Source organism: Mycobacterium sp. GA-1285 (assembly GCF_001499905.1).
Classification (GTDB): domain Bacteria; phylum Actinomycetota; class Actinomycetes; order Mycobacteriales; family Mycobacteriaceae; genus Mycobacterium.
Window position 1 is genome coordinate 92,332 of record NZ_LQIS01000002.1, and the last position, 10,658, is coordinate 102,989.

Sequence of the window (10,658 nt, forward strand, 5' to 3'; positions counted from 1 at the left end):
TTGTGCTGCGGGCCGGCCGAACCTTCGGCATCCACGTAGTGCTCCTCGCGTCCGTCGGGCACGGTCCCGGACCGCCTACGTACGGCGAGCGTTCGGCACGGGCCGTGGTTCTCGGTGCACAGGCAAAGTACCAGCGGAAGTCGTGGGTACCCGGAACGGCCTTTCCCATGGCAACTTTGACGAGGCGGTGGAAAGAGCGGGTTCGGGTCAGCCCGGATCAGTGGGCAGCAGCGGCCCGAGCGGCCCTAGATCGATATTGAGGTCCTCTGGCTTGAGATCAAAGTGGTCGCGCAGTTCGGCCATCTTCTCTTCCAACAGCATGAGAGTGGTGCCGATGCGCTCGATCTGCTCGTCGGACAGAGTTCCATCGTCGACCCTGCGGATCGCCTGGCGCTCCATCAGCTGTCGCAGTAACTCGACCAGCGTCAGCACCAGGCTGACCAGGCCACGCTCGACATTGGCCGGGTCGGAGTTGATCCGCCGCCGCGGTTCCGGCAGTTCAGGTCCAGTCGAGTTCATCTGCCATGCCCTGTTCGGCTGACATCAGCGAACTCATCGAGGAGACCAGGGTGCGAAGCGAGATCACAACCATGTCGACGTCTGCGATGGAGAGCACGACCTCGCCGCTGATCACGACACCCCCGGCCAGCACCCGGTCGAGGAGATCGACAAGTGCGATGCGCCGGTCCTCCTGCCCGGGAAGTACGTCAGTCATCCGGCCACCGGCTCGCCAGTGAACGAGTAGGGAGGCCAGGGTCCCGTGGTCTCCAGAGACAGCGCGTCGGTCGACATCACCAGTGCTGAAACGGCTTTACGGAACAACCCGACCGCATCCGAGTCGACCAGATACGTGCCGTTGAGCACGATCACATCGTCCCGACCCGACAGCGCGCGTGTGGGTGGCGGCTTGCGCTTTCCATCGACGGCATAGCGCATCAACGTCCTATGAATACGCTCGGCCCCGACGGCGGCAGCCTGATAGGCCTCCTCACGTGACACCAGCGCTTGCCTCCGTCGCATCAAATACGCTGTGCCGCTGATCTTTCCACTCTCCTCCTTGCCGCCGGCCGGCGCATGCTGGCGCTTTGGATCGGCGTAGACCTTCACGCCCACCTCGAGACGGTCGCGGAGTCGGCTCAGCGTCGCTTCGAAGTCCCGGCTCCGGTTCTGCAACATCTCCCGCACCCGGTCCTCCGAGAGGTAGACCGTCGCCATCCGTACCGGAATGACCGAGCCGGACCGGGCAACCGCGCTGATGACGGCATCGTGCGCCCGCGCCTTGCTAGCGACCCAGTCGAGATCCTCGAGGTTGCGGCTCAAGGCGTCCTTGCCGAACTCATCGAGGTCGACCGAGCCGACGACGGCCGCGAGTTGATCGGTCGAAACCACGTGCACCAGCTCATCGGCGACACCTCGCAGGCCACCCATTCGCCCCTCGGCGCCTTCACCCTGGGTCACGGCGTATAGCCAAACCCCCTCAGTCATAATCGACGTCCTCGTATGCCACCGGTCGCGCTTCCACAGCGCGACGTTGGCCGTCGACCTGCTCGAGTCCGCCCTGCTCGAGTCCGCCCCGCTCGAGTCGCTCAATCTGCGCACGCAGCTTCTCGTTCTCCAGTTGGAGCGCGGATTTCTTGCCCGTGAGCCAGGGATCGTTCTCCCACCAGTCGATGCCGACCTGCTTGGCGGTGTCGAGAGAAGCCACCACCAGACGCAATTTGATGGTGAGAAGCTCGATGTCAAGGAGATTCACCTGGATGTCGCCGGCGATCACGATCCCTTTGTCCAGCACCCGCTCGAGGATGTCGCCGAGGTTCGCCGGCTGCGGACTCGCGACACCGCCACCGCCATAGCCGCGCGGCACGAGGCTGTCATCTCCCAACGTCACGTGCCATCACCTCCGTCGCGAGTCTGGCCGCGCAGATACCGTCGGATGCGGCGGAATCCCAGCAGTTCTCCATCGACATCCAGTTCCACCTCGTAGAGCGCCAGGATGTCCGCCGAGGATGGAATTCGCCGGTCCTCGACCACTTCGAAATCGACCACCCACCCGTCGATGTCGGTCGCCTCCACCGAAGTCATGGCGACGGGTTCATTACCGCTGAGTTCCTCGATGAGTTCGCGGGCCACCCCGGCGGCTTGGCGTGCACTCAATGACTGTCCGCCGTCGCCCTTGCTTGTTCGTGTCCGGCTGCCTTGGGTCATTGCTCTCACCCGTCTTCCTCAACGGTCGTGCCCACATCAGGGCCGATCCTCGTCGCCAGAATCTGCTCCTGGGCCTCGCGTTCCTCTTCGGCCGAGATCTCGCCCCGCTGACGCGCATCTTCGAGTTCCTCGAGTTGCCTGCGGGTCCTGGCCGGATCGTGTAATTCGGCGTTCACTCGGCGCTCGATCAGCTCACCGAGCGACACCACACCGCGGACCGGAATCAGTGGCCACATGACGAGCGACGAAAGGAGTCCCATCGCCGTCAGCCCTTCGCACGAGTGACGACGAAGTCGTATGCCGCCAGTGGTCCCAGCAGCCGCATCTGCACACGGCCGGCCCAGTCCTCTGTTAGCTCGTCCACCACTTCCTGCAGTCGAGCTTCGTCCTCGACAGCGGCCAAGACCGCCACGTTCACCGCATCAAGTTCGTGCGTGGGCTGCCGGACGTTGACCTGCTTGGCCAGTCCTTCGAGCGCTTTGACCGCGATGTCCGTATCGGCGCGCCGCTTCACCTCGATCGCGTTGACCACGAGCTCGCCAAGCGCCATCCGAGGCTGCCGCGCGGCATCGTCCGAGAGGCCGGCTATATCATTTCGGAGTTGCTGTGCCCTTTCACTTTCCGAAATCACCTCGCGCAGGATGGCCGCTTCCTCATAGCGCCCCTTCACGATGTATTCGGCGTGTCCTTCAAGGGCCTGCAAAGCGTCCGCGAACTCGTCGTGATTCTGCCCGAGAAGCTCCTCGGCCACGGACTCCACGTCGGTCATCACCGCCCCGAATCGCATCGGCAACACCGGCGCCACCGACGCGGTTCCGTCGAGCAACCGCGCGTGGGCCTGTAGGCATTCGGGCTTGCCCAACGGTTGGTCCGTGGGTATCGGGCTGATGAGCGCGGCGATGTCTCCCTTACGGATCACGTCGACCTTCGCCGGTGGATCACCGATTCCCTGGGCATCGCTCTCGACTTCGACGTCGGCGGGCACGATCCCGTAGACGTAGATCCCGGATGGCTTCTTCGACCCATCGGAGTTGTTAGTCCGAGCCATCATTCCTCCCTCCGCCGTCTCCGGCGCTGTTGCGGTTCGTGTTCCGCAGTGGAGTCGCTCAGCAGGTCTCCGAGTTTCTCGCCCGCCGCTTCCAGCGCGCCCTTGGTCTTGTGTTTGGCCCCACGCTCGGTGACCTCGCCGACCAGATCGGTCAGCCCTGCCTTGGAGTCCTGCTCTGAAATATCGAGCCGATTAACGGCTTCAGCGAAACGCAGGTAAGTATCGACGCTCGCAACGACGACGCGGGCGTCCACAGTCAGTAGCTCGATGCCGACGAGCGACACCCGAACGTACGCGTCGATCACTAGCCCCTTGTCGAGAATGGTGTCGATGACGTCGGCCAGGCTGCTCGAGTTGGGGCCGCCGACATCACCACCGCCGCTCGCGGGTTGAATTGCCGTTGTCATGACCGTGCGCTTTTCTTCGGGGCGAACCGCCGCTGGCCCGTCGAGGGTCGGCGGGCACCCGACCGCGAGGAGGCGGAACGGTCGCCGGTGCCCCGTTGCTCTCGCGCGTGACTCGGCTTGGAACCGCCGGAACCGTTTCTCGGTGCCCCTTTCCGTCTGCGTGTCGCGGGCTTCGAGTCCTGCTCGTCGGTATCGGCGTTGTCCGAGGACACCACCTCGCCGTCGCGGATTTCGCCTCGCCATCCTTCGACGTCGTCGGGGTGAAGGATGGTGTCCGTCATGACGTGACGCTGGAAATGCTTCAGCTCCAGCCGGATCCGCCGACCAGGGGCTCGCCACAGATTGCCGGTCTTTTCGAAGAAACCCTGCGGGTGGTACTCGAGTATCACGATGATGCGGGTCAGGTCCGGGGCGAGTTCATGGAACGTCACCGCACCGTCGACATACCCCTTGGCTCCCTTAGACTTCCAGACGATCCGGTCGTTCGGCACCTGCTCGACGATCGTGGATTCCCACGTCCGGTGCGAGAGGAACACCTGAGCCTTCCACTCCAACTTCTCGTCTGAAACCTGCTCGACGTTCTCGACCTTCTTCATGAACTTGGGGAACTCGGAGAACTGGGTCCACTGGTCGTAAGCCACATCGATCGGCACGCCGACCTCGATCTGCTCGACAATGTTGGTGACCTTCAGCTTCTGACCGCCGCCCTTACCGCCTTTGCCGCCCACTGCGTTGGTCAACGACTCAGCAGCGCCCTTTACTGAATCCTTCACCTTGCCCGCGGCGCCGCCGACACCGGCCTTCAGCATGGTCTTGACCGGTGAGGAGTGCCCCTCCTTCCCTGTGACGGCCGACAACAGGCCGCCACCGTTCTCGGCATAGTGGGTCAGGCGACTCGAGGCACCGCTGAGCCGTCCGGATACCGAGTTCACGGCCCGGTCCGTCATCGACCCTGCGAGCCGTTGCAACGACTCCTGCAGTGCACCTGCGCCGTTCGTCGCCTTCGCGTCATGGGCGTTTCGCTTGGTCTGTGTCGCCATGTCGGTCACCTCCCTCGGCGCACCGGCGCGCGCTTCGCGGCAGCGCTGCCGCGCCTTGTCGGTCGGCCCTGCGCCTCGCCATTACTATCAGAACGCGTACGTCGCGCGGGCCGCGTCGCTCGTGCACTGGCCGCGCGGCGTGTGACCCGCCGCGGTGGCGCGTCGTCCGGCTCCTCGTCGGCATCCTCGTCGTCGATGTCGGCGTCGATGTCGGCGTCATCGTCGAGATCCTCGAAGTCGTCGTCACCGAGGTCGTCGTCACCGAGGTCCTCTTCCGCGACGTCCAGTGGCTCGTCGTCGTAGTCGTCCTCGTCGTAGCTGTCGTCGTAGCTGTCATCTCTGGCGGCTTGTCCGCGACCGCCATTGAGCAGACCCGTCGCCGACGTCAAGTCATCAACCGCGGAACCGGCGGTTCGTCCGACCTCCTCGGTCGGCACCACACCCTGCAGTCGATCGTTGAGCGCGTCGACTCGATTGGTCGCCGCAGTCATGGCGGCCGCTCTCGCGGCGGTCAAGACCTCACCGCGAAGTTGACTCGACAGATCGTGAATCTGATCCGAGACCCCCAGCGAGGCCACGCCCTTCGAAAGAAGTTGGCCCGGCCCCGGGAATTTGCCCGTCAGCCCCGCCGCAGCCAGCATCAAGGCGATCCTCATCTTTCGCGTCCTACCCAGGAAGTAGCCGGCGCCCACCGCGAGCGCCACCTTTGGTCCGTTTGCCATGATCGGTTCCTCTCGAATCGAGTTCAATTAGCTCTGTTCGGCACGCGCTGCGGGACGTCGTTGCAAATCCTTTGAAATCACAGCCTTCTGCTACCAAGCGGTTACCCGTCCAGGGCCGTGAACATACACAAATCTCCTGCTCAAAAAAGTTTTTTCGTCGTCGTAAGTTTTGCAAACGACCGCGGGTTGCTACCAATTTGCCGTGATCCACGTCACACCGTTGAAGTGGACGATGTCCTCTTCGCTTAGCTACTTAGCAGTACGAAGAATATCGACGCCTTCGTAAGAATTCGCTGGCGCGGACCGTTAACTTCGTCGCCAGCGGGTACTTCTCCGGCAGCGAGGAACGGTGCCGGAGTGCGACCGCACCGCTTTGCTGCACCGCTCCCACAGAGGAGGTCATCATGCAAGTACTCAATCGCTTGGTCGGTGTGGTGCTCGGAATGCTCGGGGCGGTGCTCGGCGTCCTGCTCAGTGTTGTCGCCGCATTGGTGTGGGTCGTCGGCGGCGTGCTCTGTTTGACGGTCATCTTGATACCGCTCGGCATCCCCGTACTGAAACTAGGTTCACGTCTGTTCAGCCTCGCCGGCGACATGATGCACGTCGGAGGATGAGATGAGACTTCTACGCGGCCTCATCGGCACCTTGTTATGGATAGTCGGAGCGTTGCTCGGGCTCGTAGGCATTTTGCTGTGTCTGACGATCGTCCTGCTTCCCGTCGGTGTGCCGCTCGTGGCCTTCGCGGGAAGGCTGTTGACGCGGGCCGGGTCGTTGCTGCTGCCGCGCGCGGTCGTTCACCCCGTCGCCGAGGCGTCGAAAACCGTCAAGCGCAAGCAGCACAAAGCCATATCCGCTACGTCCGACGTCGGGGCCGACGTTCGCAAGAAGACGCGTGATTCCATCCGGAAGGCGCGCAAGCGCGTGGCGTGAGCCGCCATCCACCCGTTCGGTCGGTAAGCGCAGGGCGCCGGTTAGATTGCGACGATGAATGCCGGCAGGTTCGCCCCGAGCCCCTCGGCGGACCTGCACATCGGCAACCTGCGCACCGCGATCCTGGCCTGGTTGTTCGCTCGCACCACCGGCCGGCGGTTCCTCATGCGCGTCGACGACCTCGACGACCGCACGTTCACCGACGTCGGCCGGCACCAACTCGCAGACCTGGCGGCGATCGGGTTGACGTGGGACCTCGTGGAGTGGCAGTCCGAGCACCCCGAGCGTTACGACGCCGCGATCGCAGAATTGGCCGGCCGCGGCTTGCTCTACGAATGTTATTGCAGCCGAAGGGATATCGCGCAGGCGCCGCGAGCTCCGCATGCGCCGCAGGGGGCTTATCCGGGCACGTGCCGCGACCTCACCGACGCCGAGCGCGCCACGCGCCGGGCCGAGACGGGCCGCCCACCCGCGCTGCGGTTGCGCACCGACGCGATCGTCCACACCGTGCACGACGTCTTGCACGGTGATTACACCGGCATCGTCGACGACTTCGTCGTGCGCCGCGGCGACGGGGTGCCGGCCTACAACCTCGCGGTCGTGGTCGACGACGCGGCCCACGGCGTCGACCAGGTCGTGCGGGGGGATGACCTGTTGCCCTCCTCGCCGCGACAGGCGTATCTGGCCCGGATGCTCGGTTACCCCGAGCCGGTGTACGCCCACGTCGCGCTGGTGCTCAACGAGGACGGCGCGCGGTTGGCCAAACGCGACGGGGCCGTGACTCTGGCCGAGATCGGCGTGCCGCGGGCGCTGGCACAGATCAGCGAGTCGTTGGGCTGGAAGGCTCACGACGTCGAGGGCATGCTCGCCGAGTTCGATCCGGCCGCACTCCCGCGCACACCCTGGATCTATCGACCTGACTAGTACCGGCTACACCCCGTCCAATACCTCACCAGTACCTGGCGAGCGACCGCGTTTGTGCACATATTTGCGGTGTGTTGGCGGACAAACACGGTCGCTCGCGCAAGAAAACAAGAAATGAGTGCACCGAAACCGCCGATCAGGTACTGGTCGAGTAGTAGCGGCCGAGCACCTCGTCGCGCAGCTCGTCGAACTCGCCCACGTCGATGGCCGCGCGGATCCGGTCGACCAGCCGCACCACGAACCGCTCGTTGTGGATCGTGCACAGCGTCGCCGACAGAATCTCCTTGGCCTTGAACAGGTGATGAATGTAGGCCCGGGTGTAATGGACGCAGGTGTAGCAGTCGCACTCGGCGTCGATCGGGGTGAAGTCCCGACGGAACCGGGCGTTGGTGACGTTGAAGCGGCCCGTCGTCGAGTACACCGCCGCGTTGCGGGCGACCCGCGACGGGGACACGCAGTCGAACGTGTCGGCACCCGCGGCGACCGCGTCGAACAGATCGTCGGGCTCGCTGATGCCCAGCAGGTGTCGCGGCTTGTCGACGGGCAGTTCGTCGACCACCCACCCGACGATCGTGGCCAGGTTCTGTTTCTCCAACGCACCGCCGATCCCGTAGCCATCGAACTCCAAACCCCCGGCGGGCCCGTCTGCCGCGCCGATCGACACCAGCCCGCGGGCGGCCTGCCTGCGCAGGTCCTCGTACTGCGCGCCCTGCACGATCCCGAACAACGCCTGCTTCGGCTTGTCCGGTCTCGCGACCTGCAGCCGCCGATGCTCGACCAGGCAGCGCACCGCCCAGTCATGGGTCCGCTGTACTGACCGTTCCTGGTACCCGCGGGTGTTGACCAGCGTGGTCAACTCGTCGAACGCGAAGATGATGTCGGCACCCAGCTGATGCTGGATACCGATCGACACCTCGGGGGTGAACCGGTGGGTGGACCCGTCCAGGTGCGACCGAAACGTCACCCCGTCGTCGTCGACGTCGGCCAGTCGCTCCTTGCCTTCGGCGATGATGTCGTCGGCCTGGATGCGGTCGGTGTCCATCGCGAGCACCTTGCGGAAGCCCGCGCCCAGCGACAACACCTGGAAGCCGCCACTGTCGGTGAACGTCGGGCCCGGCCAGTTCATGAACACCGACAATCCACCGGCCTCGTCGACGATGTTGGGGCCGGGCTGCAGATACAGGTGGTAGGCGTTGGCCAGGAGCGCTTGCGCGCCAAGCTCTTTCATGGTCTCGGGCAGCACCGCCTTGACGGTCGCCTGCGTGCCGACGGGAATGAACGCCGGGGTGTGGATCTCACCGTGCGGGGTGCGGATCACGCCGGTGCGGCCGGCCCGCCCGGGTAGTTCGGCCGTCACGCTGAAGAACGGGGCCTGCGACTCTTTCGGAGCGGAAGATTTCGGCACGGCCACGCCGTAGATTCTGCACTGTGAGAAACCGGTGGGTGCCGACGTGCTGTGCCGCTGCGATGGTGCTGGTCCCGGCGGGATGTTCGAGCCCTCCGGATTACGCGGCGCCGAAGGGCGAGTTGGTCGCGGGCACCGCGCAAATCACGGTCAACGGGAACGACGCCGGGACCACCGACGCGGTGCAGTGCAACACGACGGGATATCTCACCACGATCACCACGGGCGACCAGACATCCGGAGTCACCGCGATGGTCTCCAACCAGGAGGAGCTGACCGTCGAGTCGGTCGGGATCAACAACATCGGCGGATTCACCGGCAGCTACACGGCCGGGGTGGTCGACACGACCGAGACGGCGGACATCGCTGAGATCTCGATGACGGGCCGGACCTACAACATCTCGGGCACGGCCGACGGCTTCAACACCGACAAACCCAGCTTCCGCGCTTCCGGCACTTTCAGCATTCGGGTGTCCTGCTGAGCAGCGTCGCGGCTCTTGATCAATTTCGGTGAAAGTGCGGTTGGTGGGTTCGCCGCGAACCATACTGCTCTAGATGATCCGATCTTGACGGGTCACGACATACAAAGGAGAACAGGGTGAAACGTGGTTTCCTGGTCGCCATCGGCGGCGCGGCGATCGTCATCGCCGGTCTATCCGGCTGTTCGGGTGACAAGAAGTCCGAAACCTACGGTGAGACATCGTCGGCCGCGTCGGCGGAGGGTAAGACCACCGTCACGGTCGACGGTCAAGATCAGGCCGTCCAGGGCACCGTGGTGTGCAGCGACATGGGCGGGAACACGAACATCGCGATCGGCGACGCCACCACCGGCATCGGCGCCGTCGTCAGCTCCGGTGACGAACCGACCGTGCAGTCCGTCGGACTCGGCAACGTCAACGGTGTGACGCTCGGCTACCAGAGCGGCGCGGGCCAGGGCGAGGCCAAGGCCGAGAAGGACGGCAAGACCTACAAGATCACCGGAACCGCGACGGGCGTCGACATGGCCAACCCGCTGCAGCCGGTCAACAAGCCTTTCGAGATCGAGGTCACCTGCCCGTAGCCGGGTCATCGAGCTAGAAAGAAGGCGGCGTCCCGACAGGGGCGCCGCCGCTTTTCATCCGGTGTAGCCGGCGGCCGACTGGCGCAGCTGCCAGATCTGCGCCGGGCACAGCTCGTTGACCGCCTGGTTGATCAGGTAAGCGCCCTGATACTTGTCTGTGGTGTGGAAGTCGGCGGTCACCTGGTCCACGAGCTGGCCGTAGCCCATCTTGCCCGCCACGCGGTCGCATATCGTCCTGCCGTAGCCGATGGCGGCCTCGGCGTTGGGGAAGTTGTATCCCGGTCGCACGTGCACGTTGACCAGGTATGCGACCACGTCGGCGTTGGCTGTCGGAGCGGAGATCATCGCGGCCGCACCCGCGGCCGCGGCCAGGGTAACCATCACCGGCTTCATGGCTTAAGAGCCTATTCCGTGTCCGCCGTCGATGCGGGGCACTTAGGCTAGCCACCTATGAGGCTCATGGCTGCTGCTGCGCTCGCGTGTGGATTCGTCGCCGCACCGCTGATGACCGCCGCGAATGCGCCGGCGTCGCCGGGCTACTGCGACGGCGCTGACTGTGTGCCGTACGTCGACCGGACCGCGGTCGAGGGCACGCAATGTGTGCAGAACACCCGCTACAACTTCGGTATCGACGCGTCGGGCAACACGCTGGCGTGCAACTCGCGCAGGACCTGGGTCTCGTCGCCGCCATTGGTCGGCATCCGCACCAACCGTCTGCCGTGCGGTGACGCGACCGGGGTGGCCCAGTCCCCCGACGGCGTTCCGCTCAGCTGCCTGGACGGTGCGTGGACGCCCGACTACCGGGTGATCTTCTACGGCTGACGCGCGCGTCAGTACCCCCCCGGGACGTGGCCGGAAGCGGCCGTGTTGCGCCCTCGCATCGTCTTCCCGGATGTGATCTGCGCCTCGCTATTGTT

Annotated in this window: 18 protein-coding genes; 6 read left to right on the top strand and 12 right to left on the bottom strand. The window is 64.8% G+C overall.

The window, feature by feature from the left end; translation table 11 throughout:
- Positions 1 to 207 precede the first annotated feature (207 nt).
- From AU193_RS02330 to AU193_RS02375, 10 genes are read right to left on the bottom strand one after another with little or no spacing between them, the layout of a single operon-like run.
- Positions 208 to 519 carry a gas vesicle protein K gene (locus tag AU193_RS02330; protein ID WP_064420734.1) on the bottom strand — a complete coding sequence of 104 codons (312 nt, stop codon included), beginning with the start codon at positions 517 to 519 and terminating at the stop codon, positions 208 to 210.
- Positions 500 to 715 carry a gas vesicle protein gene (locus tag AU193_RS02335; RefSeq protein WP_064420735.1) on the bottom strand — a complete coding sequence of 72 codons (216 nt, stop codon included), beginning with the start codon at positions 713 to 715 and terminating at the stop codon, positions 500 to 502. Before AU193_RS02335 ends, AU193_RS02330 begins: the two co-directional genes overlap by 20 nt.
- Positions 712 to 1,485 (bottom strand): GvpL/GvpF family gas vesicle protein, encoded by a 774-nt coding sequence (locus AU193_RS02340; RefSeq protein WP_064420736.1) that lies wholly within the window; start codon positions 1,483 to 1,485, stop codon positions 712 to 714. Before AU193_RS02340 ends, AU193_RS02335 begins: the two co-directional genes overlap by 4 nt.
- Entirely contained in the window at positions 1,478 to 1,888 is a 411-nt protein-coding gene (gene gvpJ / locus AU193_RS02345) for a gas vesicle protein GvpJ (RefSeq protein ID WP_064420737.1), read from the bottom strand. Before gvpJ ends, AU193_RS02340 begins: the two co-directional genes overlap by 8 nt.
- On the bottom strand, positions 1,885 to 2,205 hold the full coding sequence (locus tag AU193_RS02350; protein ID WP_064420738.1) for a gas vesicle protein: 321 nt from the start codon (positions 2,203 to 2,205) through the stop codon (positions 1,885 to 1,887). The genes gvpJ and AU193_RS02350 overlap by 4 nt, the downstream gene beginning before the upstream one ends.
- Before the next feature lie 5 nt (positions 2,206 to 2,210).
- Complete coding sequence (locus AU193_RS02355) at positions 2,211 to 2,465, bottom strand: gas vesicle protein GvpG (RefSeq protein ID WP_064420739.1); 255 nt, start codon at positions 2,463 to 2,465, stop codon at positions 2,211 to 2,213.
- A gap of 5 nt (positions 2,466 to 2,470) precedes the next feature.
- Entirely contained in the window at positions 2,471 to 3,256 is a 786-nt protein-coding gene (locus AU193_RS02360) for a GvpL/GvpF family gas vesicle protein (RefSeq protein WP_064420740.1), read from the bottom strand.
- Entirely contained in the window at positions 3,253 to 3,660 is a 408-nt protein-coding gene (locus AU193_RS02365; protein ID WP_064420741.1) for a gas vesicle structural protein GvpA, read from the bottom strand. Before AU193_RS02365 ends, AU193_RS02360 begins: the two co-directional genes overlap by 4 nt.
- Complete coding sequence (locus tag AU193_RS02370) at positions 3,657 to 4,700, bottom strand: SRPBCC family protein (RefSeq protein ID WP_064420826.1); 1,044 nt, start codon at positions 4,698 to 4,700, stop codon at positions 3,657 to 3,659. Before AU193_RS02370 ends, AU193_RS02365 begins: the two co-directional genes overlap by 4 nt.
- Positions 4,701 to 4,705: 5 nt before the next feature.
- Positions 4,706 to 5,422: a hypothetical protein gene (locus AU193_RS02375; RefSeq protein ID WP_082682797.1), complete on the bottom strand. Its 717-nt coding sequence runs from the start codon at positions 5,420 to 5,422 to the stop codon at positions 4,706 to 4,708.
- Between the two features lie 404 nt (positions 5,423 to 5,826).
- Between AU193_RS02375 and AU193_RS02380 the strand changes: the two genes are divergently transcribed.
- Genes AU193_RS02380 through gluQRS form a run of 3 tightly spaced genes read left to right on the top strand, consistent with a single transcriptional unit; the run spans position 5,827 to position 7,276 of the window.
- Entirely contained in the window at positions 5,827 to 6,036 is a 210-nt protein-coding gene (locus AU193_RS02380; RefSeq protein WP_064420743.1) for a hypothetical protein, read from the top strand.
- Position 6,037: 1 nt separating this feature from the next.
- Positions 6,038 to 6,352, top strand: coding sequence for a hypothetical protein (locus tag AU193_RS02385; RefSeq protein WP_064420744.1), 315 nt, complete (start codon positions 6,038 to 6,040; stop codon positions 6,350 to 6,352).
- A gap of 54 nt (positions 6,353 to 6,406) precedes the next feature.
- Complete coding sequence (gene gluQRS, locus AU193_RS02390) at positions 6,407 to 7,276, top strand: tRNA glutamyl-Q(34) synthetase GluQRS (RefSeq protein WP_064420745.1); 870 nt, start codon at positions 6,407 to 6,409, stop codon at positions 7,274 to 7,276.
- A gap of 136 nt (positions 7,277 to 7,412) precedes the next feature.
- Here the strand turns inward: gluQRS and tgt are convergent, their stop codons facing one another.
- Positions 7,413 to 8,687, bottom strand: coding sequence for a tRNA guanosine(34) transglycosylase Tgt (gene tgt, locus AU193_RS02395; RefSeq protein ID WP_064420746.1), 1,275 nt, complete (start codon positions 8,685 to 8,687; stop codon positions 7,413 to 7,415).
- A 17-nt stretch (positions 8,688 to 8,704) separates the two neighbouring features.
- Between tgt and AU193_RS02400 the strand changes: the two genes are divergently transcribed.
- Positions 8,705 to 9,163: a lipoprotein LpqH gene (locus AU193_RS02400; protein WP_064420747.1), complete on the top strand. Its 459-nt coding sequence runs from the start codon at positions 8,705 to 8,707 to the stop codon at positions 9,161 to 9,163.
- Positions 9,164 to 9,279: 116 nt separating this feature from the next.
- Positions 9,280 to 9,741, top strand: a complete 462-nt coding sequence (locus AU193_RS02405) for a lipoprotein LpqH (protein ID WP_064420748.1) — start codon at positions 9,280 to 9,282, stop codon at positions 9,739 to 9,741.
- Positions 9,742 to 9,795: 54 nt separating this feature from the next.
- On the opposite strand, the gene AU193_RS02410 is transcribed toward AU193_RS02405, so the two are convergent.
- Positions 9,796 to 10,134, bottom strand: a complete 339-nt coding sequence (locus AU193_RS02410; protein WP_064420749.1) for a DUF732 domain-containing protein — start codon at positions 10,132 to 10,134, stop codon at positions 9,796 to 9,798.
- 57 nt (positions 10,135 to 10,191) lie between these two features.
- Between AU193_RS02410 and AU193_RS02415 the strand changes: the two genes are divergently transcribed.
- On the top strand, positions 10,192 to 10,563 hold the full coding sequence (locus AU193_RS02415; RefSeq protein WP_064420750.1) for a hypothetical protein: 372 nt from the start codon (positions 10,192 to 10,194) through the stop codon (positions 10,561 to 10,563).
- The last annotated feature ends 95 nt before the right edge of the window (positions 10,564 to 10,658 follow it).

Excerpts from the sequence above, each read along its gene's own strand:
- AU193_RS02350 (WP_064420738.1), bottom strand. The coding sequence starts at position 2,205 with ATGACCCAAGGCAGCCGGACACGAACAAGCAAGGGCGACGGCGGACAG.
- AU193_RS02335 (WP_064420735.1), bottom strand. The coding sequence starts at position 715 with ATGACTGACGTACTTCCCGGGCAGGAGGACCGGCGCATCGCACTTGTC.
- AU193_RS02410 (WP_064420749.1), bottom strand. The coding sequence starts at position 10,134 with ATGAAGCCGGTGATGGTTACCCTGGCCGCGGCCGCGGGTGCGGCCGCG.
- AU193_RS02415 (WP_064420750.1), top strand. The coding sequence starts at position 10,192 with ATGAGGCTCATGGCTGCTGCTGCGCTCGCGTGTGGATTCGTCGCCGCA.
- AU193_RS02340 (WP_064420736.1), bottom strand. The coding sequence starts at position 1,485 with ATGACTGAGGGGGTTTGGCTATACGCCGTGACCCAGGGTGAAGGCGCC.
- AU193_RS02365 (WP_064420741.1), bottom strand. The coding sequence starts at position 3,660 with ATGACAACGGCAATTCAACCCGCGAGCGGCGGTGGTGATGTCGGCGGC.
- AU193_RS02385 (WP_064420744.1), top strand. The coding sequence starts at position 6,038 with ATGAGACTTCTACGCGGCCTCATCGGCACCTTGTTATGGATAGTCGGA.
- AU193_RS02330 (WP_064420734.1), bottom strand. The coding sequence starts at position 519 with ATGAACTCGACTGGACCTGAACTGCCGGAACCGCGGCGGCGGATCAAC.
- AU193_RS02355 (WP_064420739.1), bottom strand. The coding sequence starts at position 2,465 with ATGGGACTCCTTTCGTCGCTCGTCATGTGGCCACTGATTCCGGTCCGC.
- AU193_RS02375 (WP_082682797.1), bottom strand. The coding sequence starts at position 5,422 with ATGGCAAACGGACCAAAGGTGGCGCTCGCGGTGGGCGCCGGCTACTTC.
- gluQRS (WP_064420745.1), top strand. The coding sequence starts at position 6,407 with ATGAATGCCGGCAGGTTCGCCCCGAGCCCCTCGGCGGACCTGCACATC.
- AU193_RS02360 (WP_064420740.1), bottom strand. The coding sequence starts at position 3,256 with ATGATGGCTCGGACTAACAACTCCGATGGGTCGAAGAAGCCATCCGGG.
- AU193_RS02370 (WP_064420826.1), bottom strand. The coding sequence starts at position 4,700 with ATGGCGACACAGACCAAGCGAAACGCCCATGACGCGAAGGCGACGAAC.
- AU193_RS02380 (WP_064420743.1), top strand. The coding sequence starts at position 5,827 with ATGCAAGTACTCAATCGCTTGGTCGGTGTGGTGCTCGGAATGCTCGGG.